This window comes from Polynucleobacter parvulilacunae, assembly GCF_018881715.1.
Taxonomy (GTDB): Bacteria; Pseudomonadota; Gammaproteobacteria; order Burkholderiales; family Burkholderiaceae; genus Polynucleobacter; species Polynucleobacter parvulilacunae.
The window spans coordinates 198043-224382 of the sequence record NZ_JACVPW010000013.1; the positions used below are offsets into that span (position 1 = coordinate 198043).

Sequence of the window (26340 nt, forward strand, 5' to 3'; positions counted from 1 at the left end):
GAGGCTGTGTCTACCCTATTCTTAATCTACACCGCAAGTAGAGCAAGAGCTAGAGGTGGCCACTTCTGCTGGTGCTGGCTCTTGTGTGTAGCGTGCAATAAAAGCGTGTTTGCTGGTCAACGGAATTTTTAACCAAACAAAGTGACCTGAACCAGGTGCAACATCAATGGATTCACCATTCATATTCCACATTTCAGTCAACACCACATCTGTGTTTCCCTTGGGTTCAATGATCTCTAGCTTATCGCCAACAGAAAAGCGATTCTTGACATCGACTTTGACTCTACCTGTTGCCGTATCTACATCTAAGGTCTCTCCAACATATAAGCTGCGTCCAGATAAGGAGTGTCCGCGCATATAGAGTTGGTACTCTTTATCGTGATGGCGCTCATAAAAACCGTCTGTGTAGCCGCGATTGGCTAAGCCTTCTAATTGGCCTAACAAAGCCGTGTTAAATGGCTTGCCTTGAACAGCGTCATTAATCGCTGATCTATAAGCTTGAACTGTTCTGGAAACGTAATAGGGTGATTTGGTACGACCCTCAATCTTGAAGGAATCAACACCCATCTTGGTTAAGCGCTCAATATGCTCAACAGCGCGTAGATCCTTGGAGTTCATGATGTAAGTGCCATGCTCATCTTCTTCCATCGGCATTAAATCGTCTGGACGACGAGCTTCCTGAAGAAGAACCACATCACCACTAGTATTTTGTTGCCCTGGCTTGACCTTGTAGTCCCAACGGCAGGCATTAGTACAGGCGCCTTGATTGGAGTCACGATGAGACATATAACCAGACAGCAGACAGCGACCAGAATAGGCAATACAGAGGGCGCCATGTACAAATACCTCTAATTCCATCTCAGGGCAGTCTTGACGTACCTCTTCAATTTCATCAAAAGAAAGTTCGCGAGACAAAATCACGCGGCTAATTCCGACAGAACGCCAGAACTTGGCTGAAGCACCATTTACGGTATTAGCCTGAACTGACAAATGGATTGGCATATCTGGCCAAGCTTCCCGTGCCATCATGATTAGCCCTGGATCAGACATGATCAATGCATCGGGTTTCAATGCAATGACGGGGTCCATATCCTTAATGTAAGTGCGGGTCTTCCCACCATGCGGCAATAAATTAGAAACGAGATAAAACTTCTTACCCATTTCATGGGCGGTATCAATACCTTGCTTGAGTACTTCAATCTTGCCAAAGTCATTATTACGAACTCGCAGCGAGTAGCGAGGTTGTCCGGCATAAATTGCATCAGCGCCAAAATCAAAGGCGGTACGCAGCATATTAAGGCTACCAGCGGGGGCGAGAAGTTCAGGAATCTTAGTCATGAGTGACATTTTAAAGCGCATGCCAGCATTAATGTTTGTACGCACCTTGAAAAAGGGCGGGCCAATGGGGAAATAACGCCTTTAAGCGGGTTTTCCCCATTTTTGAGAATTTCAGGCGATGCTATATTTCCTATTAACTATAAATATACGGGTATTAGCCCAAAAGGAGACGGAGTGAAATTCCTATTTCAAGCACTAGCAGCGCTTATTTCTTTCATTTTTCTGGGCCAAGCTTATGCGTCTGGAAAAATAGAAATGAATGAATACATGATTCCAAGCGATACCCCTGGCATCTCCCTGTATGTCCGTAATAAGCACCCCGCAGGCATGAAAAAATTTACCCCCGAAAAAACGCTGCTGTACGTGCATGGTTCGACCTATCCGGCAGAAACTGCGTTTGATCTTACGCTTGGGGGTACCTCCTGGATGGAATACATTGCTGCTAGAGGCTATGACGTTTGGTTGGTAGACCTAAGGGGATACGGTAAATCAACCCGACCACCAGAAATGGATCAGCCTGCCGATCAAAATGCACCGATTGTAAGAACGGACGTTGCAGTCAGAGATGTATCTAGTGCTGTTGATTACATTCTGAAAAAACGCAACATCAATAAAACAAACTTGCTAGGCTGGTCATGGGGCACCACCATTATGGGCAAGTACACGAGCGAAAATAATCAAAAGGTGAATAAGCTGGTTCTATATGCCCCTCAGTGGTTAAGACAGGGTGGTGCACCATTAACGGATAAAGGTGGAGCGTTGGGCGCATATCGTGTGGCATCCGTTGCTGATGCTAAGAATCGTTGGCTTACTGGTGTTCCCGAAGAGGCAAAAGCTACTTTGATTCCAGAGGGTTGGTTTGAAAAGTGGGCTGAAGCAACATTTGAGACTGATACATGGGGTAAAACACAAAGCCCGAAAAAACTCAGAGCCCCGAACGGCACAGTACAAGATGCCAGGGAGTTTTGGACCGCAGGCATTCCGCTATACCAACCTAAGAATATTCGAGTTCCTGTAATGCTGGTGCACGCTGAATGGGATGCGGATCTACCTAGCTACATGATGTACGAATACTTTACTCAGTTACAAAATGCACCATACAAAATCATGCTGCAAATTAGTGAAGGTACTCATACCATCATTATGGAAAAGAACCGGATGCTGATGTTCACCGGCGTGCAGGAGTTCTTGGACAGTAACTTTAAGCCTGAAAAATAATACTTAAGGAATCATTTCTTTTATGAAAAGATAAAGCCCCTAGATTTTTCTAGGGGCTTTATTTGTTTGACTTCACCACTATGGGCTAGCGTCCTCTAAACATTAATACAAGGCTGATAAGCAAAGCGCAAGTCAATAAAGAGTATCCTCATAGAGTGGTGGAGAGCATTGAAGAAATGAACGGGGAGCCTTCCCTTTGACTTTTCACCCTAAATTGAAGGCGCTTACTATAAAAGCAAAACGAATTCAGAAAGAATGCAATGTCAAAACTAACATCCAAACCCATCCTAAAAAAAGCCAGCGGAATTTTGGCTCAAGAGTTTGCAATACCTAAAGATATTGCCTGGGCATGGGTGACTTTATTGCTCTCACAGGAAGAGCAGAAGCGCGATAGCGAAGAAAAGCGTTATAGCCGTATTGCAGAATTCGAAACTTGGATATTGGGGTTAGGGTTGCCAGTCGACCCTAAAAATCCTGAGAGCGGCGCAGTGAGTCCAGCATCGGTAAAAAATTCTGCCAGAAATGTCTTTGAGTGGCCCCATGAGTACATCTTTGAAGAACCGGCAGCACCAAACCATATGGATGCCAAGGTCACCTATAGCGATACGATCACCAAACCCATCTTAGATGCAGTGAAAGATGCAGGCGGGTCCGATGATAGAGCTGCGCTGATTGCCATCTTAGAGGCTTACGCAAAAGAAGGCAAAGAGCCTTTTGCTAATGTAACCCCAGAAGGTATTGAGTGGAAAGGCAGCGCTTGGAAGGATGGCGATAAATACAATCTCTTGACTATTAAGACCCTCAATAATCGCCTAGCCAATCTTCGCAAGAAGGGCTTGATCTAGGCCGCATCTTCACAATAGTTGATAAAGAAAAAGCCCCTAGATTTCTCTAGGGGCTTTACTTATTTGGCTCCTCGACCTGGGCTCGAACCAGGGACCTACGGATTAACAGTCCGGCGCTCTACCAACTGAGCTATCGAGGAATAAGCCGATATTATAGCAAGATGAAATCACTTCTCTCTACTTCTGTGAAGATCCCTAAAGTACTGACTATTGCTGGGTCCGACAGCGGCGGCGGGGCGGGGCTGCAGGCCGATCTCAAGGTCATCACGGCATTAGGTGGCTATGGCATGTCGGTTATTACTGCAATTACCGCCCAAAATACCTTGGGCGTAACACGTATTCAGGATGTAGATCTCGATGTGGTTGAGGCTCAGATTGATGCTGTTTTATTGGATATTGGGGCTGATATTGTCAAAATTGGCATGCTGGCTAGCCCTGAAATTGTCAAAACAGTTGCTAAATCTTTACGCAAGCACGGTGTTAAACGCATCGTGCTTGACCCAGTTATGCGTGCTACCTCTGGCGCAAGCTTGGGTGGTGACGATACTGCTCAGGCGATGATTTCAGAATTATTTCCCATGGCATTACTCATTACGCCTAACTTGGATGAAGCATCTTTATTGCTGGGTCGCGAAATCAGTGGTCCCAATGATTTCAAATTAGCCGCAGAAGAATTGCTCGAAATGGGGCCACAAGCCGTCCTGATTAAGGGTGGACATCTTGATAGTACGCATACGCAAATTACCGACTATTTAATGTGGCGCACGCTAGAAGATGGTTTAGAAGTAGTTCAAACCAAAGAGTTCAAACACTATCGAGTAAACACTGTAAATACTCACGGCACTGGATGTTCTTTAGCGTCTGCAATTGCTACGTACCTTGCCGATAGTCATGACTTGGCTCACGCTGTTGCTAAGGCGATTGCCTACGTAGAGGCTGGTTTGGAGGCGGGGCGCTTCTTAAGTATCGGCGAAGGCCCGGGCCCACTATGGCATATGCACGACTTTTATCCAACAGCACTATTGGATGAAAAAGAAAAGTATTAACTTTTCCCCCATTCCTTCCTACATTAGCTTATCGCATTAATTCTTGTAAGTGCTTTACTGCAGCCTTGGGATCCTTGGCTTGCGTAATGGCTCTGACTACTGCAACTGAACCCACACCACTTTTGGCTACCGCATGAATGCTGTCTTGATCAATGCCGCCGATAGCTACCAGAGGGTAGTGACTCATTAATTGAGCATATTTGTAGAGGCGACCTAAACCTTGCGGGGCCGTAGGCATCTTCTTTAGATTGGTCGGAAAGACGGCGCCCATTGCAATGTAGCTTGGACAAAAGCGATCTGCATAAGCAAGCTCTGCATATCCATGAGTACTTAAGCCCAACCTTAATCCAGCGGATCGTATTTCCTCAAGATTGGCTTCTTCTAAATCTTCTTGCCCTAGATGCACGCCATAAGCACCAGCATCAATTGCTTCTTGCCAATAGTCATTAATAAATAAAAGCGTTTTGCTATCTTTGGCGGCAGCAACAGACTCTTTAATCTGTTTTCTGATCTTGGATTTTTCGTCAGACTTAAAGCGTAGTTGCACTGTCGGTATTTCTGCTTCGACCATGCGCTTTACCCAATCAGCATCGGGCATGACGCCATATAAACCAAGGCGTTTAGGACATTCTTTAAAGGCGTTGGGATTCATATTGCGAGTCCAGGGCAGTAAATCAAAATGCTCTGGTCTGCTGGGCCATTTAAATGGATTAAAGCCGCCGTCTTGCAAAGTCATGCGTGACCAAGCTTTACCGAGAATTATTGCGTCAGACTCAATAAAGCCCATATCAATAGCTGCTAATGCACCGGCTAATTCGTAATGATCGACTGCCGCCTCATTATCAATTTGTGGTGGGGGCGTGTTTAAGCTAAAGGTTGGAATCGGAATGCATAAATCAGCATTGCGATGCGCCGCAACGATTTGGTCGGCTAGGTCACGAATCAGGCTCATGAGTTCAGTGTACTTAACTTGGTGAAATCAGGTAACTAAGATTGGTGCCAAAAAGGAGTGCCCACCAAAGGCGTGCTCGCTTGTGCCGACTCTTGGGGTTTCATGGCTCCAGATAAGTAAGCTGCACGTCCAGCATCTACTGACATTGCAAAGGCTTTGGCCATCACTACAGGATCATCCGCCAACGCTACTGCGGTATTCAGGAGTACGCCATCAAAACCCCATTCCATGACGGTGCAGGCGTGTGATGGCAGGCCTAGGCCAGCATCCACCAAGAGCGGTACCTTGAGGCGATCACGCAAGAGCTTCATGGCATAGGGATTTAATGGGCCTTGACCTGTACCAATGGGCGCAGCCCAAGGCATGACCGCTTGGCAACCCACATCAACTAATCGTTGGCACAAAATAAGATCTTCAGTGCAATACGGTAAGACCTTAAAGCCATCTTTAATTAAGGTCTCAGCAGTTTGTGCCAAACGCAAAACATCCGGTTGCAGTGTGTAGTCATCACCAATGAGCTCTAACTTGATCCAATCGGTTTCAAAAACTTCACGTGCCATTTGTGCAGTTGCAATCACTTCTTGTGGGCTATGACATCCAGCGGTATTGGGCAGAACAGGAACGGCCATCTTTTTGAGTAAATCCCAAAAGCCACTATGTACCTCAGTTGTTGAAGTGCCTTGGCGACGCAGGCTCACAGTAATCATCCCGGGATTGGATGCTTGGACTGCATTCTCTAATACTTGTGGAGAAGGGTAGCGTGAAGTGCCTAACAACAAACGGCTCGCAAAGCTTTCGCCATACAGAACTAATGTATCGGCCTTATTGAGATTACTTGGTAGGGGTGCGTTCATATCAACTTGATTCTTCTATTTATGGCATCAGCCGCCAGTAACTGGGGCGATCACTTCAATTTGGTCATTCTCGTTCAGGGCAAACTCAGTATGCTTAGTCTTAGGTACAAAATTGAGGTTTACCGCAACAGCATAAGGGGGCTTGGCATTAATCATGGCCAAGGCATCACTGACTACACTCTTACTTGGTAGCTCATATTCCACTTGATTGACGATTACACGCATACCGCCTCAATCGGATTGCTATCCTGAATCACGGTTAAACCCAATTCCAATGCGGTCTTGCTGCTTCCTTGTTCTAAAACTTGTAAAGCGCAATCCAGCACTGCTGGAGAAATCATAAAACCATGGCGATATAAACCATTGATCATGATCAAATCAGAAAGCCCTTTATTACTCTTTGTCCGAATTTCTGGCAGATTATTTTTTAAAGTAGGGCGACACTGTGTGGCCATCTCTAAGATGCGGGCTTCAGCAAAGCCGCTATGAACTGTATACACTGCGCTGAGCAGTTCCATGGCAGAGCGCACGCTCATCTCAGACAGATCGTCAGATTCAATCTCCGTTGCGCCCACAACATAAATATCATTCTCTTTTGGAGCGATATAGATTGGATACCGCGGATGTATTAAACGTGTAGGGCGACGAAGTTTTACTTCGGGGGCATACAGGCGAATCACTTCACCGCGCACGCCACGCAAGGTATTGGAAGTTTCGCCAGAAGACCATGAATCTTTGGCTCCAGTGCCACGACAATCAATCACGGCCTTATATGAAGATTGTTTGCGTAGTTCCTCGGGTTCTACCTCAGCATGCCAGTGACAATTGACCTTCACTAACTCAAGCTCATTAGCAAGGGCGTCTAATAATTGGCGATTATCCAATTGCCCTTCGTTAGGTAAATATATGCCTTGGTTAAAGCGATCAGCAACACCGGGCTCCAGTTCTCGCAATGAATCGTTATTTAACTTTAAGGGAGCGCTTAATTCCGAATTAGAGCGGCAGTTTTTCTCTAAGTGAGCAGTAAATCTTTCGGCATCGCTCGCATCTTGTCGGTGCCACAAAATGAGCGTGCCATCTTGTTGAAAGTAAACCGAGTTGGATAACCCAGAAATAAGCTCTTTCCAGCGAGGCAGGCTATATAAACCCATGCGCACAACAGAATCTTCGGTAATGGCAGATTCGGCTAATGGCGCCAACATGGCCGCGGCAATACGTGCAGCAGCATGAGCGCCATCACGTCCGCCCTTATCAAATAAATCAACCTGCGCACCACCTTTAGCAAGCGCAAGCGCTAGCAGACGGCCCATTAGGCCGCCACCAACAATGGCGTACTTGCTATTGGAGAAGCGTGCGCTAGACATCTTTATCTTTTTACCGTTTATCTCTCACGGCTCATTGATAAATTTCACTACCGCGCTTACGGAACTCCGCAGACATTTCTTCCATACCCTTAGAGGCATCGGTCACTTCAGTAATTGGAATTACCTTGGCTTTAGGATTGCCATCAGCATCCAAAGTCGCAGCGTAGTCACGCACTTCTTGCGTAATCTTCATTGAGCAGAACTTCGGGCCGCACATAGAGCAGAAGTGCGCAATCTTGGCGCCTTCAGCAGGCAAAGTGGCATCGTGATATTCACGTGCACGCTCTGGATCTAAGCCTAAATTGAATTGGTCTTCCCAGCGGAATTCAAAGCGAGCCTTAGAGAGGGCATTATCACGTACTTGAGCACCAGGCAAACCTTTGGCCAAGTCAGCGCCATGTGCGGCAATCTTGTAGGTAATGATGCCTTCACGAACATCTTCTTTATCCGGCAAACCTAAATGCTCCTTAGGTGTGACATAGCAAAGCATTGCAGTGCCGTACCAGCCAATTTGCGCTGCGCCAATGCCGCTGGTGATGTGATCGTAGCCAGGAGCAATATCAGTAATCAATGGTCCAAGGGTATAGAACGGAGCTTCTAAGCAATGCTTGAGCTCTTCGGTCATGTTCTCTTCAATGCGCTGCATTGGAACATGGCCAGGACCCTCGATCATGACTTGCACATCATGCTTCCAAGCTTTGGCAGTTAATTCACCAAGGGTATGGAGTTCGCCAAACTGTGCAGCATCATTAGAGTCGGCAATACAACCAGGACGTAAGCCATCACCCAAGCTAAATGACACGTCATAGGCCTTCATGATTTCGCAAATCTCATCAAACTTTGTATAGAGGAAGTTCTCTTTGTGATGAGCCAAACACCATTTAGCCATGATCGAACCGCCACGAGAAACAATGCCAGTAATGCGATCAGCGGTTAACGGCACATAGCGCAGCAATACACCCGCATGAATCGTGAAGTAATCCACGCCTTGCTCAGCTTGCTCAATCAATGTGTCGCGGAACATTTCCCATGTGAGGTCTTCTGCGATACCACCAGTTTTATCTAAAGCCTGATAGATCGGAACGGTACCAATAGGCACTGGTGAGTTACGAATAATCCATTCACGTGTTTCATGAATATGTTTACCAGTAGAGAGATCCATGATGGTATCTGCGCCCCAACGAATGGACCACACCATCTTTTCTACTTCTTCATTGATAGAGGAGGTAACCGCAGAGTTGCCTAAGTTGCCGTTAATCTTTACGCGGAAGTTACGGCCAATAATCATTGGCTCTAATTCAGGGTGATTGATATTGGCCGGAATAATTGCGCGGCCAGCAGCAATCTCAGAGCGCACAAACTCGCCGGTAATGATCTCTGGCAGATTGGCACCATAGCCTTTGCCAGGATGCTGCTTCAATAATTGTTTATAAGCTGGATCTTTGCGCAATTGCTCAAGGCCCATAGACTCACGCAAAGCGATGTATTCCATTTCAGGCGTGATGATTCCCTTGCGGGCGTAATGCATTTGGCTGACGTTATGACCAGACTTCGCTACGCGCGGTGCGCTGATATGTGAAAAACGCAAATTTTGTGTAGCTTCATCTTGAGAGCGAGCAACACCATACTCAGAGCTAGGGCCTGATAGTTGAACGGTGTCATTGCGTTCAGCAATCCATGTATCACGCAGTCTTGGCAAACCTTTTTCAAGATTGATCACCACATCAGGATCGCTGTATGGGCCTGAAGTGTCGTAGACAGGTACCGGTGGGTTGGCCATCATTTCTTCGCCAACGCGAGTAGGCAATTGCTCAATCATGCGGATTGGCGCTTTGATATCAGGCCTAGATCCTTGGAGATACGTTTTGGTTGAGGCGGGATAGGCAAACTTTTGCCCAAAGTCGCGCTCCAAGCTTTTTAAACTTGGAATCTCGTGTTTTGCGTTTTTAGTTGAAGTCTTGCCTGTACTCATGTCCATCTCCTAGCTGTTTTAGATGGACGAAACCGGGTGTCGGTCTGATGTAACTCCCCACGCCAGCATTACCTGGATCGGGTTCTAGGGTCTTTCTCAGCGCCTTCAAGCTCAATACGCTTTGAAGGGCACCCCTGTTTCATCCTTAGTAAGGATTTAACCACGAATTGGGTTATTGGGGTATGACGCCAGTCAAGCAGGGCTTGGACGGCCCATTAAGGTAACTGCCTACCTATTGCGGCGCAATATGAAGTCTGCGGTCACAAATGCGGCATCTGAGGTGAACTCATCGGCCAGAATTCGGGCTGCAGCCTCTGGAAGCGAGATTTCAATAAATCCGCTGACTTCACCATCATGATTTGTGGGTACAAAGTTGTCAGCTAGCTCTAAATCATAGATATAGAGCTGTTCATCATGAAAGCCCCGACCAATGGATGGACGGCGCATATGAATACGTCCTACGGGCTCAATTTGATCGGCAATTTGTTCTGGCACGCCAGCTTCTTCCCAAAGTTCGCGACGTGCGCTAACCCAAGGAGTTTCATCGGCAGTAATGCCGCCCGCTGCTAAGTTATCTAATTTGCCTGGATCGGTTGGTTTAGTTTCACTGCGTCTGCCTAGCCAAATGGTATTGCCTTGCGTATAACCGTTGATATGTGTGGCCATGCTGCGAAAGCCAAATGTACGAAATGCTGCACGTTCCATCCGAAAGTATTTATGGCCATTCTGATCAAGCCATGCAAAGTCTTCATTACGCCAGCCAGGAATAAATCCACCCAATCTCATGCGATTAGCCAATTGATAAAGACTATTGGATAAATCCCTTGGCTTTGTTAATTGAATAGAGAGTTTGTCGTGACCCATCGAAATCAGTGGAATGGCCTCCTTTTGTAATGACTCTTGCAGATAGGGAGTGAATTCCGGATTCAGGTGACCAATAAGTTGTTCGCCGGCTGGGCCGCGAGATAAATATATTGGCAAGAAATCCGCAGGTGCAGAACGCGCCGTGTTTTGGAGCATTTCCTCAAGGGCGGCTAGCGTGCTGGTTGAAAGACTGGTCATGGCCTTAAGTGTAAGGGAACTTCAAGGCTTGCGCCTTGATTCATGGATTCGCCTAGCACATAAATTGATATGCACCAGTCAAAATATTTATAAGTAATTACACAAAACAGGGAAATCAATTCTGCACACAAATTAGGCAAGCTAGGTCAGCCTATACAAATCTGTGACTTACGAAAACTTTTGAGGATTTATCCACAAGGCCTGTGGATAACTATCAGTAAATTCTGGTCCCGCCGACAGGAATCGAACCTGTATCCCACGCTTAGGAGGCATGTGCACTATCCATTGTGCTACGGCGAGTCTGAATTAAAGCTAAAAGTATGTTAAGTGAATTCTAATAAATTACCAGCCACATAGCGCCCATACTTGGTTGGTAACGGCCACCATCATATCGGGTGCAAAGTACATTGAAAAAATAAATAACAAGGCGAACAAAACAAATCCATAGGAAATAATTTTCCAGAAGGCCGGCCTTGTCTTGAACATTGTCTTATGGATTGACTTAGGCATTAACCACTCGTTGAATCGAATGTTCTTTGACAGGAAGGTTCACCAAGAAAGCAAAGACACCCAATCCAATGGCAATTTCCCAAACAATTAAATACGATCCAGTTTGATCAAATAAGTATCCACCCAGGAAGGCGCCACAGAAGCTACCCAATTGATGCGAGAAAAAGATCAGGCCAGAGAGCATCGTTAAATACTTCACACCAAAAATTTGCGCCACGATACCATTGGTCAGCGGAATAGTGGAGAGCCACAAGAATCCCATGATGGCAGCAAAGATGTATGTGCTCATCGGTGATGGTGGTAGCAATAAAAATGCGGCGATCGCAATAGAGCGTCCAATATAGATTGCAGACAATAAGTAACGTTTAGGAAAGCGCTGACCCAAGATGCCTGAGCTATAGGTGCCAAAGATATTAAATAGACCAATTAAGGCTAGGGCGGTTGTAGCTACAACTGGTGCCCCAACAGCCGGATAGCTAGCTGAAAGGTCCTTTAGGTATGGCGCCAAATGCACAGCAATAAAGACCACCTGAAAGCCGCAAACAAAATAACCTAGGGTCAGATAGCGAAAGCTTGGATTGCTGACAGCTTCTTTTAAAGCCTGCTTGATGGTTTGATCACCCAGCTTGTGGTTATGGGTGAAATTCTTCTCGCGCAACATAAACGCCGTTGGAATCATGAGGCTGGCCATCAATGCCAACATGAGCAGCGCATCTTGCGTGCCAAGCATACTGAGCAAACCTTGTTCAGCTGGAATCATGAGGAACTGACCAAAGGATCCTGCTGCTGCAGTAATGCCCATTGCCCAAACCCGTTTTTCTGCAGATACATTGCGACCTAAGATTCCATAGACCACGCTATAGGTTGTTGCTGTTTGCGCTAGACCAATGAGCAAGCCACCAGCCAACGTGAAGTTCATCACATCGGTAGATACCGCCATACCAGCCAATCCCAAGGCATACAAAACCCCGCCTGCAACCATGATCTTGAATGCACCGTAACGATCAGCCAGAGCGCCAGTAATCGGTTGTACTGCACCCCAAATCAGATTTTGCAAGGCAATAGTTAGCGCAAAAGTCTCACGTCCCCAACCATTCGCTGAGGTAATGGGGAGGTTAAATAGCCCAAAGCCATGCCGAATGCCCATGGATAAGGTCACCATGAGTCCGCCATAGATAAGGACCTCCTTCATGGAGAGTCCTACCTTGGATGTATGGTCAGTCATGGGCTTAAATAATTCCCTTGGTTCGCAAGACCTCAATCGCTTGATCGTCGAGCTTAAGACGCTCGTGCAGGATCTCTTGCGTATGCTGACCTAGAGTTGGTGGCGCCATTCTCACTTCGGTGGGCGTCTTAGATAAGCGCATCGGACTGGCAACCAATTTCATGGTGCCAACAGTCGGGTGTGGAACATCAATCTGCACGCCGCGATGAATGACTTGTTCGTTTTCAAATACTTCTTTGAAGTTATTGATTGGGCCACAAGGAACATTGGCTTTTTCTAGCAATGCAATCCATTCGCCTTTCGTTTTTTTGCGCGTCATCTTCTCTAAAAGAGGAATGAGCTGCTTGCGATGTTCAACGCGTAAGGGGTTAGAAACATACAGCGGGTCATCTGCTAGCTGTGCTTCACCACCAGCGGTAACAAAATGCCTGAATTGACCGTCATTGCCGGCACCAACAATCATCCAGCCATCCGATGTGGGGAAGGTTTGATAGGGAACAATGATCGGTGAGGCGTTGCCCCAGCGCTTGGGCACTTCACCTGAGGTGAGATAGGCGCTCGATACATTGGCCATTACCGCTACTTGGGTATCTAATAAGGACATATCGATGTATTGGCCTTCGCCCGTATGGTCGCGGTGGACGATGGCGGCCAAGATGGCTGTGCTTGCGTACATGCCAGTAAAGATGTCGGCAATAGCCACACCCGATTTTTGTGGGCTAGCACCTTCAAAGTCATGCGCTTCACCTGTGACGCTCATAAAGCCACCCATGCCTTGAATAATGAAGTCATAGCCAGGGCGATGAGCGTAAGGTCCGGTTTGTCCAAACCCAGTAATGGAGCAATAGACTAAATCGGGCTTGATCTGCTTCAGGCTTTCATAATCGAGCCCGTATTTGGCTAAGTCTCCTACTTTGTAGTTCTCTATCACTACATCAGACTCTGCAGCCAATTTGCGGATGAGCTCCTGACCTTCAGGTTTGGCTATATCAACAGTAATGGAGCGTTTATTGCGATTAATGCAAATAAAATAGGCAGATTCATCGGTTTCCTTGCCATTTGCATCTTTGGCAAAAGGAGGTCCCCAGTGGCGGGTGTCGTCTCCAACCCCAGGTCTCTCGACTTTAATAACATCCGCACCCAAATCTGCCAGATTTTGAGCGCACCAAGGACCAGCCAAGACTCGGCTAAGGTCTAAAACGCGAATATGACTTAAGGCTCCCATCCCCTAATTTTGGCATGGATGACAGGGAAATTCCCGAAAAATTCAGCCTAGATCCCAGACATGACTACAATTTGCGCGCATGGCTACCCGTAAAACTTCCGAATACAGCGAATCGTCGATTCAGGTCCTAAAAGGACTGGAACCAGTCCGTCAACGGCCTGGAATGTACACCCGCACTGACAATCCACTTCATATCATCCAGGAGGTGCTTGATAACGCTTCGGATGAGGCGTTAGGCGGGTTTGGCAAGCAAATCATCGTTACCATGCATACCGATGGCAGCGTGAGCGTAGAAGATGATGGTCGAGGCATCCCTGTGGGAATGCACCCTACCGAGAAGTTACCGGTAGTCGAGATTGTGTTTACCCAGTTGCATGCTGGCGGTAAGTTTGAAAAAGGCACTGGTGGTGCATATGCATTCTCGGGTGGTTTGCACGGTGTTGGTGTTTCGGTAACCAATGCCTTATCCAAAAGATTAGAAGTAACCGTTTGGCGTGAGGGCCAAATGTCGACCCTGACATTTGCAGATGGCAAAGTCATTGAGAAGCTTAAATCCATTGCTTCTTCAAGGGAAGATAAGTCACACGGTACACGTGTGCGCGCATGGCCAGATGGTAGGTACTTTGATAGCTCAGTGATTCCAATGCCTGAGCTCATTCGCTTATTGCGCTCTAAGGCAGTTTTATTGCCTGGCGTAAAAGTTACTTTGATTCAAGAAAAGACAGGCGATACCCAGACTTGGCAATACGCACAAGGCTTGCGCGGTTATTTGAATGAAGCAATAGCGCAAGCAGGTCATGGTGCAGAAGTCATTCCCCCATTTGAAGGCGAGCAATACGCAACCGGTACTGGCGATGACGATTCATTTGCTGAAGGTGAGGGCGCGGCTTGGGTGGTTTGCTGGACTGAAGATGGCGCACCAGTGCGCGAGAGTTATGTAAATTTAATTCCGACTCCTGCCGGCGGTACTCATGAAAGTGGTTTGCGCGAAGGTCTCTTTAATGCTGTCAAAGGTTTTATTGAGATGCATGCATTGCAACCTAAGGGCGTGAAACTCATGCCTGAAGACGTATTTGCTCGCGCCTCATTTATTTTGTCTGCCAAAGTATTGGATCCGCAATTCCAGGGTCAGATTAAAGAGCGCCTCAATTCACGTGATGCAGTGCGTCTCGTTTCCGGTTATGTGAAATCTGCTCTAGAGCTTTGGCTCAATCAACACGTTGACTATGGCCGTAAGCTGGCCGACCTTGTTATTAAGCAGGCGCAAGCGAGAACCCGCGCCGGTCAAAAGGTGGAGAAAAAGAAATCCTCCGGCGTAGCTGTGCTCCCGGGCAAGCTGACAGATTGTGAGAGCCAGGATATCGGTATGAATGAAATCTTCCTCGTTGAGGGTGATTCTGCGGGTGGTTCGGCCAAAATGGGTCGCAATAAGGAATATCAAGCCATCTTGCCATTACGCGGCAAGGTTCTAAACACTTGGGAAGCTGAACGAGATCGCTTGTTTGCTAACAATGAAGTGCATGACATCGCAGTGGCAATTGGTGTAGATCCTCACGGTGCGAATGACACCCCTGATCTATCAAACCTACGCTACGGCAAGGTTTGCATTCTTTCTGATGCGGACGTTGATGGCGCGCATATTCAGGTATTACTCTTAACTCTGTTCTACAAGCATTTCCCAAAACTCATTGAGTTAGGTCATGTGCATATCTCACGTCCACCGCTATTTAGGGTTGATGCTCCGGCGCGTGGCAAAAAGCCAGCACAAAAAATTTACGCCTTAGATGCTAATGAGCTACAAGCCATTGAAGATAAGTTACGTAAAGATGGTGTGAAAGAAACTGCCTGGCAGATCTCACGCTTTAAAGGATTGGGTGAGATGAGCGCAGAACAATTATGGGATACCACTTTGAATCCTGATACACGCCGCTTGCTACCAGTAACTTTAGGCACTTGGACTGAAGATGAAACATTTAAGACAATGGATATGTTGATGGGTAAATCTGAGTCTGGAGCTCGTCGTGATTGGTTGGAAGAGCGCGGCAATGAAGTAGAGGCGGATATCTAATGACAACTAAAAAGACCCCTGGAAAAAACGATCCAGCTGATCAGGCCGATTTATTTTCCAACCCAGTAGAGGTGGATATTGCTCAGGTTGAAGAAGCGCCAGTAGCGGCAGCCTCCTCTGGTGGCTCTGGTAACCATGATCCCAAAACAATTGATCTGAACGAAGACGGTAAAGACAGTCTAACTCTCGCGGTATATGCTGAGAGAGCCTACCTAGACTACGCCATTAGCGTGGTAAAGGGTCGCGCACTACCAGACGTATCTGATGGTCAGAAACCGGTTCAGCGCCGTATTTTGTTCTCCATGAGTGAAATGGGTCTACGTGCTGATGCTAAGCCAGTAAAGAGTGCTCGTGTTGTTGGTGATGTGTTGGGTAAGTTTCACCCGCATGGCGACCAATCTGCATATGATGCACTGGTGCGCTTGGCGCAAAGCTTTTCACTCCGCTACCCTTTAATTGATGGTCAAGGTAACTTCGGCTCTCGTGATGGTGATGGTGCTGCGGCGATGCGTTACACCGAGGCGCGTTTAACGAAGATTGCTAATTTGCTTCTGAGTGAGATTGACGAAGGTACGGTGGATTTTGCGCCGAATTACGACGGATCATTCCAAGAGCCTAAGCTATTACCGGCTCGTCTCCCATTTGTTTTACTCAATGGTGCGTCCGGTATTGCGGTTGGTATGGCAACAGAGATACCTTCGCATAACTTGCGTGAAGTGGCTACGGCTGCAGTCGCCTTAATGAAGTCTCCAAAGATGACAACGCCTGAGCTATTGGAGATCATGCCTGGGCCAGACTATCCGGGCGGGGGTCAAATCATTTCTTCTGCAGCAGAAATTGCGCAGATTTATGAAGCAGGGCGCGGCAGTATTAAAGTGCGTGCACGTTGGTCTGTTGAAGAATTAGCGCGTGGTCAATGGCAGATCGTTGTCAATGAGTTGCCACCAGCAACTTCTTCACAGCGTGTATTGCAAGAGATTGAAGAGATCACCAACCCTAAGGTGAAGGTTGGTAAAAAGACCTTAACTCCAGAACAAAATAATCTCAAGTCAACCATTCTGAATGTGCTTGATGGTGTGCGCGATGAGTCTAGTAAAGATGCTGCAGTGCGTTTGGTATTTGAGCCGAAGAGCAAAAATATTGATGTCAATGAGTTCGTTAACCTGCTGTTAGCGCATACCTCATTGGAGTCCAATGCGCCAATGAACTTGGTGATGATTGGCAATGATGGTCGTCCACGTCAAAAAGGCTTGAGAGAAATTCTTTCTGAGTGGATTGCTTTCAGAGTGGCCACTGTTACCCGCAGAACTCAGCATCGCTTGGGCAAAGTTAAAGATCGCATGCACATTTTGGAAGGGCGTTTAACCGTTCTTTTGAATATTGATAAAGTTATCAAGATCATTCGCAATAGCGATGAGCCTAAAGTCGATTTGATAAAGGAATTCAAACTAAGCGATCGCCAAGCTGAAGATATTCTGGATATTCGTTTGCGTCAGTTGGCTCGCTTGGAAGGCATCAAGATTGAGCAAGAGCTAAAAGAGCTCAAATCTGAGCGCGATGACTTAGAAGGTTTATTACAAAGCGATACCGTTTTGCGCAAGCGCATCATCAAAGAAATCGAATCTGATATGAAGGATTTTGGCGATGATCGTCGCACTCTCATTCAGGAAGATAAGCGTGCTGTAGCTGAGACCAAAGTTATTGATGAGCCAGTAACGGTCATCGTGTCTCAAAAAGGTTGGGTGCGTGTACGTCAAGGTCATGAGCATGATGCAACCCAATTTGGTTTCAAAGCGGGCGATGCTTTATATGCCACCTTCGAAGTTCGAACGGTAGACGTGATTCAAGGGTTCGGCAGTGATGGACGTGTTTACACAGTGCCTGTCAGTGACTTACCGGGTGCGCGCGGTGATGGATCGCCATTAACTAGCTTCGTGAACTTGGCTGCCGGCTCGCAAATGGTTGCCTACTATGCTGGTCAATCCGATGATTTGGTATTGCTCTCTACAAGAGCAGGTTTCGGCTTCTTGGCGAATGTTGCTGATATGACTACCCGCAACAAAGCAGGCAAATCATTCTTGAGTATGGATGCCAAAGTTCCTGGTGACGCACCTCTAGGTGCAGCCAAGGTGAAGGTTGGAATGAAGCAAGTTGCGTGTTTGTCAGAGGCTTCTAAGTTGCTAGTCTTCCCATTGGATGAGCTCAAACGTCTACCAACGGGTGGTAAAGGTGTAATCCTCATGGGCTTGGATGACAAGGAGCATTTGGCTTCAGCTATTGCGGTTGGGCCAGATGGAGCCACTTATTCAGGGGCTGGCCGTGCTGGCAAGCCAACAGAATTGAGTTTAGATGCAAAGACCTTGAAGTCGTTTGCGGGTAACCGTGCGCGCAAAGGTCACTTTGTTGAACCGCGCTTAAAAGATGGCAAGCTAACAGCGAACTAGGTTTGCAATCTAGGTCTTCTTCGGAATACTGACACCATACTTAACGGCAATCACTTCCGCCAGAATCGATACAGCGATTTCTGGTGGAGTGAGAGCGCCAATATACAGTCCAACAGGGCCGTGTAATTTTTCTACTTGTTCACGGCTCACATCAAACTCTAGCAAGCGTTCTTTGCGTTTTTGGGTATTTTTACGACTTCCTAATGCACCAACATAAAAAGCGGGTGACTTCAGTGCCTCCATTAGCGCCATATCATCAAGCTTAGGATCATGCGTGAGGGCTACGACCGCAGTATGGGAGTCAACGCCGATCTCAAGCAGTACATCATCAGGCATACCCTTTGAGAAGGTGATGTCATTGCGATTAAGCCCTTCGGCATATTCTTCGCGAGGATCAATCACGATCACTTCAAAATCAGAGGCTAAAGCAAAGTCAGCGGTATATAAGGAAAGTTGCCCTGCGCCAATAATGACCATGCGCCAACGGGGTCCGTAAGTGGTCTGCATTTCTTGTTCGGTGCAGAAAAACTCATCGCTACGATCACCAATGCTTAAGGCGGATTTTCCTGAGGATACATTGACTGTACGGCGTGTGATTTGGTGAGAAGTAATGTTCTCTAGTAATTTTTCTAAAATTGCTAACTCTGGCCTTGGTTCAACGAAGAGGCGTAAGGTGCCACCACAAGGCAGGCCAAAACGCGCTGCTTCTTGCTGTGTCACTCCATAAACCACCATCTCTGGCGTATCTCGAGTCAGGATTTCCGTTTGAACGCGCCGAATGAGATCATCTTCAACGCAGCCACCCGAAACGGAGCCAGCGACTTGACCATCAGCCCGAATGGCGAGCCATGAGCCCACTGGACGAGGAGCTGAGCCCCAAGTTTGTACCACGGTCGCAATAGCAACGGACTGGCCCGATTGGAGCCATTCAACAGCGGATTTGAGGACGCTTAAATCGGTACTGTTCATGCGGAATCTTCTTTTGTAAATGCTTTTAGTAATAACTATTTATTATCACTCTAATGACTCTTTCTGGTAACCCGTCCAATAATCCAAAACTGCGCCTAGCCATCTTAATATTGGCTGCCGGTGCGGGAGGTCGCCTGGGTGGTTATCCCAAAGCCATATTAAAGAAGGATGGAAGCACTTTGTTAAAGCGCTTAATCCACTCAATAAAAGGATTTAATCCAACCGAGACATTGGTGGTCACTGGCTTTTACCCGGATGAAGTTGAGGGGGAAATTGAATCACTTCAGAACAGCATACAAAGCCCAATAACCTGGATCAGAAATCCAAACCCAGAGGCGGGACAGTCGTCGTCTGTGAGACTTGGCCTTGAGGCACTCCAGAGTGATTACGATGCTCTATTGATTGCTTTATGTGATCAGCCCAATGTCGGCGCGCAAGAGGTCGAATCATTGCTGGAGCAATTTAATCAACGCTCTGCAAACCAAGAAATCGTTTTGCCTATAGTCAGTGGCCAGCGTGGCAACCCCGTATTGTTTTCGAAAGAGGTAATCCGAAGGATCTTAGCGATCCCAGAAATGGTCTGTAGGCCTTATATGGATCAGCATCCCGAGCTGGTGAAAATTTTTGATACATGCAATTGCGCTTATATCCTGGATGTCGACACCCAAGACGACATTCAGAAACTAGGGCTAGATAAGATCAAGCCCTAGGAAGTGGTATCGAATTAAATCTCGGCGATCAGCTCAATCTCAACGCAAGCGCCAAGTGGAATTTGTGCGACACCAAAAGCACTGCGTGCATGTTTGCCGGCATCACCAAACACTTCAAATAACAATTCTGAGCAACCATTCACAACAAGATGTTGCTCTGTATAGCTATCAGTGGAGTTCACTAAGCCCATCACCTTAACAATGCGCTTTACTTTATCCAGCGAGCCCAAGTGATTTTGTAGTGTGGCGATTAAATCAATAGCAATCGAGCGAGCGGCTGCTTTGCCTGTCTCTGTATCCATGTCTTTGCCTAACTTTCCAACCCAAGGCTTGCCATCGCGTTTGGCAATATGACCTGATAGAAAAACGGTATTGCCGGTTGTGGCTGCCATGACATAAGCTGCAGCTGGCGGTCCTGGTGGGGGTAAATCAATTCCAAGAGTTTTAAGGCGTTCGCTAATGTTTGTGCTCATGATCGGTTTCTTTTGATTAAATTAAAAATAGAGTGCTTAGTAAAGTTGCTGGGTAAATTTGAATAACGAAATCTTACTTGGAAAGTTGCCGCATGGCACTCTCAAGGCCGTTTAAGGTAACTGGGTACATTCGATCTTTCATGAGGTTTTGCATGATGTCAATCGATTGACGATATTGCCAAATCGATTCCGGTTCAGGATTAAGCCATGCAAAATGGGGGAAGTGATCGATAAGGCGATTAATCCAAACTGCACCAGCTTCTTTGTTGTTGTACTCCACTGAGCCATTGGGGCTGAGGATTTCATAGGGAGACATCGTGGCATCACCAACAAAAATTAATTTGTAATCTGGCCCATATTTGTTAATGATGTCTTGCGTAGGTGTGGTTTGATCCCGCCGGCGGCGATTACTTTGCCAAAGATTTTCATAGACGCAGTTATGAAAATAGTAATGCTCTAAATGCTTGAACTCTGCTTTGGCGGCAGTGAATAGCTCTGCAATGCGTTGAATATGATCGTCCATTGATCCGCCAACATCCATCAAGAGCAATACTTTCACTTGATTGTGGCGTTCGGGCCGCATTTGAATATCGAGCATGCCTGCATTGGCGGCAGTTGAGTGGATTGTTTTATCTAAATCCAGTTCAAGCGTCGATCCCTCGCGTGCAAAGCGGCGCAATCGACGTAACGCCACTTTAATATTACGAGTCCCTAAGGCTAGATCGCTGTCGTAGTCTTTAAATTCTCGCGCCTCCCAAACTTTGATAGCAGTTCGATTGCCAGCACTCTCGCCGCCAATTCGAATGCCCTCAGGGTGATAGCCGCTATGACCAAATGGAGAGGAGCCACCGGCACCAATCCACTTATTACCGCCACCATGCCATTCTTTTTGCTCTTTTAAGAGTTCTTCAAGCCGCTGCTTTAAAGCCTCTGGCCCACCTAATTTTTGTAGGGCTGCTTTTTCTTCATCCGTCAGTACGCGTTGAAGTTTTTTCTCAAGCCAGTCCAGTGGAATATTTGGTGAGAGCGCAATGATTTGTTCGATGCCGTTGAAGTAAGCGCCAAACACTTGATCAAAGCGATCAAAGTGTTGCTCGTCTTTCACTAAAGTCATGCGAGAGAGTTGATAAAACTCATCGATCGATGGGCTAATGACTCCTGATTTCAGGCCCTCCAAGAGAGTCAAAAACTCTCGCACCGAAACAGGCACCTTGGCTTCTTTCAGATTTAGGAAGAATTGAATCAGCATAAAAAGTCTTGCAGCTATTTAGTCTTAGCGATGATTTCGGTTCATCATGACTAAGCGCTCAAATAAATGAATATCTTGTTCGTTTTTTAGCAAGGCTCCATGTAAGGGTGGCACTACGATCTTTTCATCGCTGCTGTGGAGTGCCTCAGGCGGAATATCTTCTGCCAATAGGAGCTTGAGCCAATCAATGAGTTCCGATGTGCTCGGTTTCTTCTTTAGTCCAGGTAATGAGCGTATTTGATAAAAGGACTTGAGCGCTGCATCCAGAAGATCCTGCTTGATATTGGGATGATGGACGTCGACGATGCTTTGCATGGTCTTGGCATCTGGGAAGGTGATGTAGTGGAAGAAGCAGCGACGCAAGAAAGCATCCGGTAACTCTTTTTCATTATTGGAGGTGATGATGACTAGGGGGCGGTGCTTCGCCTTAATCAGCTCGCGCGTTTCGTAGACATAAAACTCCATGCGATCAATTTCACGCAACAAGTCATTCGGGAATTCAATATCCGCTTTATCAATTTCATCAATTAATAAGACTGTTGGTTCATCAGCTTCAAAAGCCTGCCAAAGAACTCCCTTAACAATGTAGTTTCGAATATCTTTTACTTTTTCATCACCCAACTGCGAATCACGCAGGCGACTAACTGCGTCGTACTCATAAAGACCTTGCTGGGCTTTGGTGGTGGATTTAATGTGCCACTGTAGTAAAGGCATCTTGAGTGCGGCAGCAACTTCTTCGGCGAGCATGGTCTTCCCAGTGCCAGGCTCGCCCTTAATAAGAAGGGGGCGCTGCAATGCGATTGCCGCATTAACTGCTAATTTAAGATCATCTGTAGCTACATAGCTTTGGCTGCCGTCAAAGCGGTTTTGGGGGGAAGTGGTGGGTTTGCTCATCATGTTGCCTAAAAAGTGCCTGGTTAAGCATTGCAGTATAGGTAAATGGGCCGAAATTTTCAGTGTTTCTACTGATTTTGGCCTCTGAAATGGCGAGAAGGGCGTCTGTCCGCTATACTCTTCCCAAATTGATCTAAATCAAACTCATTAATAATGATTTCTATGAAAAAACTCTCAATTCTTTCTTATTTGGCCGTTGCCGCAACTTTAGTTTTTGCTGGTTCCGTTGCTCAGGCTGATGAAGTTAAAGGCAATGCTGCTGCTGGCAATGCCAAGGTATGGCTTTGTGTTGGTTGCCACTCGATTCCTGACTACCGTGCTGATTACCCTTTGGTATATAAAGTGCCTATGTTGGGTGGCCAAAATGGTGCCTACATTGCAAGCGCATTAGCTGCTTACAAAAAGGGCGAAAGAAAGCATCCAACAATGCGTTCTATCGCTGCCAGCTTGTCTGACCAAGATATGGCTGATATTGGCGAATACTATGCTGCGCAAACTGCCAGCTCACCTAACAACCCATTGAAGTGATTCATTGATAAAGATACATAGAGATACTTTTATGAAATTCGCACTAATTACTGCAGTTTTGTTCTCAAGCATTGGTTTAGTTGGCGTAGCAAATGCTGCTAGCGTAGATAAAGGCCAGGCTTTGGTAGAGAAGGCAAATTGCGCTTCCTGTCATGGCGCCGGTTTAAATGCCCCAATTCTTCCTGCTTATCCAAAGTTGGCTGGTCAGTACAGTGACTACGTTTATTACGCCCTTAAGGCATACAAGGTTGGTAACGGTAACGCTAAGTTTGGTCGTAACAATGCAATCATGGGTTCTCAAGTTCAAAACTTTACTGATGCTGATTTGCATGATATCGCTGCTTATGTATCTAGCTTGCCAGGAAACTTTGTTATCAAGAAGTAAGCATTTCTAGCTTAGGCTGCTTATACAAAAGGCTTAGAATAATCTTCTAAGCCTTTATTTTTTAAAGCTTATTTTATCTAGCTTTATCTAGCGAAGTGCCTCAAGACCTCTGGCAAGGTGTTTTCGCATAGCCAACTCAGCCGCCTGTTCATCACGCTTTAAAAGCGATCTGAGTATTTCTCGATGCTCAACTAGTGAGTTTTGCAGTCTGCCGGTGCTGGTTAATGAGTCTCTGCGGTGCAGTTTTAGCACTTTACGTAGGTCTGAAATGACACCATTCATCCATTTATTTCCTGCGATTTCTTGGATTAATTCATGAAATTTGCCATTTATTTCAAAAAATTGCTCTAAATCACGATCTGCGGCGGCTTTTTCCAACCTATGGTGCAGATGATCCAGCATATTTAGCTCTGCTTCAGTAGCTTTGGTGGCAGTCTCTTTGGCGGCTTGGCCCTCTAAAAGCGAGAGAATGGTGAAGATTTGCTCTAGATCCTTCCTGGCTACTTCAGTTACGTATGCACCACGTCGCATTTTGATGGTTACCAGGCCTTCAGATGCCAATACTTTGATTGCTTCGCGCATAGGCGTACGGCTGATGCCCAATTGGTCAGCTAGGGATTGCTCGTCCAACCAGCTTCCAGGGGCTAATTGCTTGCTAAAGATCTGCTCTCGCAGGCGGTCAGCAACGTCTTCATATAGAGGTCTATTATTCAGTTTTGTATTCATAATTATGAATACATGATAGCTAGACAAATAAGAAATAGTCAAGCAGAATGTAAGGATATTCGATGCAATGCAGCAAAAATTAACTGGGAGTTTTTGTGAGTTCTAAAGAAAACAAATCATGGCCATCATTTCCTGAAGTAAATGTTGAGGCTTGGAAAAAGTCAGCGCAAAAATCTGCACCCAATGGTGATGTTGATTCCTTGGGTTGGAAAACGCCAGATGGAATTCACTTAAAGGCTTTGTACACATCATCAGATGTTGAGGGCCTTAATTACACCGATACCTTGCCAGGGTTTGAACCATTTGTTCGTGGACCGCAAGCAACGATGTACTCAGTTCGTCCTTGGACGATTCGTCAATACGCTGGTTTTTCAACTGCTGAAGAATCCAATGCGTTTTATCGCAAAGCGCTTGATGCTGGTGGTCAAGGCGTCTCCGTTGCCTTTGACTTAGCAACCCATCGCGGTTACGACTCAGATCATCCACGCGTTACTGGTGACGTTGGTAAGGCAGGCGTTGCAATTGATTCTGTGGAAGATATGAAGATCTTGTTTGACGGTATCCCGTTAGATAAGGTATCTGTTTCAATGACCATGAACGGAGCTGTATTGCCGGTGCTAGCTGGCTATATTGTTGCTGGCGAAGAGCAAGGCGTTAAGCAGGAGCAGTTATCGGGAACGATTCAGAATGACATTCTGAAAGAGTTCATGGTGCGCAATACCTATATTTACCCGCCAGAGCCTTCAATGCGCATTATTGGCGACATTATTGAGTACACCGCTAAGCACATGCCGAAGTTCAACTCGATTTCTATTTCGGGTTATCACATGCAAGAGGCTGGTGCTAACCAAGTATTGGAATTGGCATTCACATTAGCTGACGGTAAAGAGTATGTAAAAACAGCGCTTGCTAAGGGCTTAGATGTAGACGGCTTTGCTGGTCGCCTATCTTTCTTCTTTGCTATTGGCATGAACTTCTATCTTGAAGTTGCCAAGTTGCGTGCTGCACGTTTGCTGTGGTGGCGCATTATGAAGTCCTTTGAGCCAAAGAACCCAAAATCTCTGATGTTGCGTACTCATTGTCAAACCTCCGGTTGGTCTTTGACAGAGCAGGATCCCTATAACAACGTTGTAAGAACAACGGTTGAAGCTATGGCAGCGGTATTTGGCGGCACTCAGTCATTGCATACCAATTCATTGGATGAGGCGATTGCTTTACCTTCAGAGTTCTCAAGCCGCATTGCACGTAATACCCAGTTGATTCTCCAAGAAGAAACCCATATTCCAAGTGTGATCGATCCATGGGCAGGTTCCTACATGATGGAAAACCTAACTCAAGAGATGGCTGATAAAGCTTGGGAAATCATCCAAGAGGTTGAAGCCATGGGTGGTATGACTAAGGCGGTTGAAAGTGGTTGGGCCAAGCTCAAAATTGAAGCTGCTGCCGCTGAAAAGCAAGCCAAGATTGACTCTGGTTCTGATGTAATCGTTGGTGTTAATAAATACAAGCTAGGAAAAGAAGATCTAGTTGATGTATTGATGATTGATAACGATAAGGTTCGCGAAGGTCAGGTAGCTCTTCTTAAAGATATCAAGGCAAAACGCGATACTCAAAAAGTACAGGCTGCATTAGAAGCATTGACTAAGGCTGCTGAAGATAACTCTGGAAATCTTTTGGAATTATCAGTAAATGCAATTCGTTTACGTGCAACTGTTGGCGAAGTTTCTGATGCGCTAGAAAAGGTTTACGGGCGCCATCGCGCCGATACTCAAAAGGTGACCGGTGTGTATGCAGCTGCTTATGACTCAGCCGAAGGCTGGGCAAAACTCCAAACAGAAATTGCTGATTTTGCAAAAGACTTCGGTCGTCGCCCGCGCGTCATGATTGCCAAACTTGGTCAAGATGGGCATGATCGTGGTGCCAAAGTAGTCGCTACTGCTTATGCCGATTTAGGCTTTGACGTGGATATCGGACCGTTGTTCCAAACTCCTGAAGAGTGTGCTCGTCAAGCGATTGAAAACGATGTGCATGCTTTAGGCGTCTCCACCTTAGCTGCCGGCCACAAAACTTTGGTACCAGCCATCATTGCTGAATTGAAGAAGCAGGGTTCTGATGACATCATCGTGTTCGTTGGTGGCGTTATCCCAAGACAGGACTATGAATTCCTTTACGAAGCAGGTGTAAAGGGAATTTACGGCCCAGGCACGCCGATTCCAGCTTCGGCTAAGGATGTGCTTGAGCAGATTCGTAAGTCAGTTAAACCCGTTTAATTCGGATTACGGA

Annotated in this window: 24 protein-coding genes, 2 tRNA genes and 1 riboswitch; of the genes, 9 read left to right on the top strand and 17 right to left on the bottom strand. The window is 46.5% G+C overall.

Annotated features, from left to right (window positions below):
• Positions 1–21 precede the first annotated feature (21 nt).
• Positions 22–1338, bottom strand: a complete 1317-nt coding sequence (locus ICN18_RS09430) for a peptidase U32 family protein (protein WP_216190244.1) — start codon at positions 1336–1338, stop codon at positions 22–24.
• A 174-nt stretch (positions 1339–1512) separates the two neighbouring features.
• Here ICN18_RS09430 and ICN18_RS09435 point away from each other — a divergent pair, with 174 nt between their 5' ends.
• Positions 1513–2556: an alpha/beta hydrolase gene (locus ICN18_RS09435; protein ID WP_216190245.1), complete on the top strand. Its 1044-nt coding sequence runs from the start codon at positions 1513–1515 to the stop codon at positions 2554–2556.
• 260 nt (positions 2557–2816) lie between these two features.
• The gene (locus ICN18_RS09440) at positions 2817–3401 is read left to right on the top strand and encodes a hypothetical protein (protein WP_216190246.1); all 585 of its coding nucleotides are present in this window, start codon (positions 2817–2819) and stop codon (positions 3399–3401) included.
• A gap of 64 nt (positions 3402–3465) precedes the next feature.
• Here the strand turns inward: ICN18_RS09440 and ICN18_RS09445 are convergent.
• Positions 3466–3541 (bottom strand) — tRNA-Asn (locus tag ICN18_RS09445).
• 21 nt (positions 3542–3562) lie between these two features.
• On the opposite strand from ICN18_RS09445, the gene thiD reads away from it, so the two are divergent.
• The gene (gene thiD, locus ICN18_RS09450) at positions 3563–4447 is read left to right on the top strand and encodes a bifunctional hydroxymethylpyrimidine kinase/phosphomethylpyrimidine kinase (protein ID WP_216190247.1); all 885 of its coding nucleotides are present in this window, start codon (positions 3563–3565) and stop codon (positions 4445–4447) included.
• Positions 4448–4475: 28 nt separating this feature from the next.
• Here the strand turns inward: thiD and thiE are convergent, their stop codons facing one another.
• The 10 genes from thiE to ICN18_RS09500 all read right to left on the bottom strand — a co-directional run bounded on the left by thiE (position 4476) and on the right by ICN18_RS09500 (position 13611).
• On the bottom strand, positions 4476–5399 hold the full coding sequence (gene thiE / locus ICN18_RS09455) for a thiamine phosphate synthase (protein ID WP_216190248.1): 924 nt from the start codon (positions 5397–5399) through the stop codon (positions 4476–4478).
• 35 nt (positions 5400–5434) lie between these two features.
• On the bottom strand, positions 5435–6253 hold the full coding sequence (locus ICN18_RS09460) for a thiazole synthase (RefSeq protein ID WP_216190249.1): 819 nt from the start codon (positions 6251–6253) through the stop codon (positions 5435–5437).
• A gap of 27 nt (positions 6254–6280) precedes the next feature.
• On the bottom strand, positions 6281–6478 hold the full coding sequence (gene thiS / locus ICN18_RS09465) for a sulfur carrier protein ThiS (RefSeq protein ID WP_216190250.1): 198 nt from the start codon (positions 6476–6478) through the stop codon (positions 6281–6283).
• Positions 6469–7617 (bottom strand): FAD-dependent oxidoreductase, encoded by a 1149-nt coding sequence (locus ICN18_RS09470; RefSeq protein ID WP_216190251.1) that lies wholly within the window; start codon positions 7615–7617, stop codon positions 6469–6471. Before ICN18_RS09470 ends, thiS begins: the two co-directional genes overlap by 10 nt.
• A gap of 31 nt (positions 7618–7648) precedes the next feature.
• Positions 7649–9589, bottom strand: coding sequence for a phosphomethylpyrimidine synthase ThiC (thiC, locus tag ICN18_RS09475; protein ID WP_255532187.1), 1941 nt, complete (start codon positions 9587–9589; stop codon positions 7649–7651).
• Positions 9590–9626: 37 nt separating this feature from the next.
• Positions 9627–9735, bottom strand: a riboswitch (TPP riboswitch).
• An 82-nt stretch (positions 9736–9817) separates the two neighbouring features.
• A complete protein-coding gene (locus ICN18_RS09480) occupies positions 9818–10651 on the bottom strand; it encodes an NUDIX hydrolase (protein ID WP_216190252.1) in 834 nt (277 codons plus the stop codon).
• Positions 10652–10876: 225 nt separating this feature from the next.
• Positions 10877–10951, bottom strand: a tRNA-Arg gene (locus ICN18_RS09485).
• A 42-nt stretch (positions 10952–10993) separates the two neighbouring features.
• Positions 10994–11161 carry a hypothetical protein gene (locus ICN18_RS09490; protein ID WP_216190253.1) on the bottom strand — a complete coding sequence of 56 codons (168 nt, stop codon included), beginning with the start codon at positions 11159–11161 and terminating at the stop codon, positions 10994–10996.
• Positions 11154–12386, bottom strand: coding sequence for an MFS transporter (locus tag ICN18_RS09495; protein ID WP_216190254.1), 1233 nt, complete (start codon positions 12384–12386; stop codon positions 11154–11156). Before ICN18_RS09495 ends, ICN18_RS09490 begins: the two co-directional genes overlap by 8 nt.
• Positions 12387–12390: 4 nt before the next feature.
• Positions 12391–13611, bottom strand: a complete 1221-nt coding sequence (locus ICN18_RS09500; protein WP_216190255.1) for a CaiB/BaiF CoA transferase family protein — start codon at positions 13609–13611, stop codon at positions 12391–12393.
• A gap of 79 nt (positions 13612–13690) precedes the next feature.
• Here ICN18_RS09500 and ICN18_RS09505 point away from each other — a divergent pair, with 79 nt between their 5' ends.
• Positions 13691–15679, top strand: a complete 1989-nt coding sequence (locus ICN18_RS09505; protein ID WP_216190256.1) for a DNA topoisomerase IV subunit B — start codon at positions 13691–13693, stop codon at positions 15677–15679.
• Positions 15679–18123 (top strand): DNA topoisomerase IV subunit A, encoded by a 2445-nt coding sequence (gene parC / locus ICN18_RS09510; RefSeq protein WP_255532191.1) that lies wholly within the window; start codon positions 15679–15681, stop codon positions 18121–18123. Before ICN18_RS09505 ends, parC begins: the two co-directional genes overlap by 1 nt.
• 9 nt (positions 18124–18132) lie before the next feature.
• Here parC and ICN18_RS09515 read toward each other — a convergent pair whose 3' ends face one another.
• Complete coding sequence (locus tag ICN18_RS09515) at positions 18133–19092, bottom strand: XdhC family protein (protein WP_216190258.1); 960 nt, start codon at positions 19090–19092, stop codon at positions 18133–18135.
• 53 nt (positions 19093–19145) lie between these two features.
• Here ICN18_RS09515 and ICN18_RS09520 point away from each other — a divergent pair, with 53 nt between their 5' ends.
• Positions 19146–19802 carry a nucleotidyltransferase family protein gene (locus ICN18_RS09520; RefSeq protein ID WP_216190259.1) on the top strand — a complete coding sequence of 219 codons (657 nt, stop codon included), beginning with the start codon at positions 19146–19148 and terminating at the stop codon, positions 19800–19802.
• Between the two features lie 14 nt (positions 19803–19816).
• On the opposite strand, the gene ICN18_RS09525 is transcribed toward ICN18_RS09520, so the two are convergent.
• From ICN18_RS09525 to ICN18_RS09535, 3 genes are all read right to left on the bottom strand, one after another.
• Positions 19817–20275 carry a RidA family protein gene (locus ICN18_RS09525; RefSeq protein ID WP_216190261.1) on the bottom strand — a complete coding sequence of 153 codons (459 nt, stop codon included), beginning with the start codon at positions 20273–20275 and terminating at the stop codon, positions 19817–19819.
• Positions 20276–20348: 73 nt separating this feature from the next.
• Entirely contained in the window at positions 20349–21524 is a 1176-nt protein-coding gene (locus ICN18_RS09530) for a vWA domain-containing protein (RefSeq protein ID WP_216190262.1), read from the bottom strand.
• Positions 21525–21548: 24 nt separating this feature from the next.
• On the bottom strand, positions 21549–22421 hold the full coding sequence (locus ICN18_RS09535; RefSeq protein WP_439650826.1) for an AAA family ATPase: 873 nt from the start codon (positions 22419–22421) through the stop codon (positions 21549–21551).
• A 159-nt stretch (positions 22422–22580) separates the two neighbouring features.
• Here ICN18_RS09535 and ICN18_RS09540 point away from each other — a divergent pair, with 159 nt between their 5' ends.
• Positions 22581–22946, top strand: coding sequence for a c-type cytochrome (locus ICN18_RS09540; protein ID WP_216190263.1), 366 nt, complete (start codon positions 22581–22583; stop codon positions 22944–22946).
• Positions 22947–22977: 31 nt separating this feature from the next.
• On the top strand, positions 22978–23331 hold the full coding sequence (locus tag ICN18_RS09545; protein ID WP_216190265.1) for a c-type cytochrome: 354 nt from the start codon (positions 22978–22980) through the stop codon (positions 23329–23331).
• Positions 23332–23418: 87 nt separating this feature from the next.
• Here ICN18_RS09545 and ICN18_RS09550 read toward each other — a convergent pair whose 3' ends face one another.
• A complete protein-coding gene (locus ICN18_RS09550; protein WP_216190267.1) occupies positions 23419–24057 on the bottom strand; it encodes a GntR family transcriptional regulator in 639 nt (212 codons plus the stop codon).
• Positions 24058–24152: 95 nt separating this feature from the next.
• On the opposite strand from ICN18_RS09550, the gene scpA reads away from it, so the two are divergent.
• Complete coding sequence (gene scpA, locus ICN18_RS09555) at positions 24153–26327, top strand: methylmalonyl-CoA mutase (RefSeq protein ID WP_216190268.1); 2175 nt, start codon at positions 24153–24155, stop codon at positions 26325–26327.
• The last annotated feature ends 13 nt before the right edge of the window (positions 26328–26340 follow it).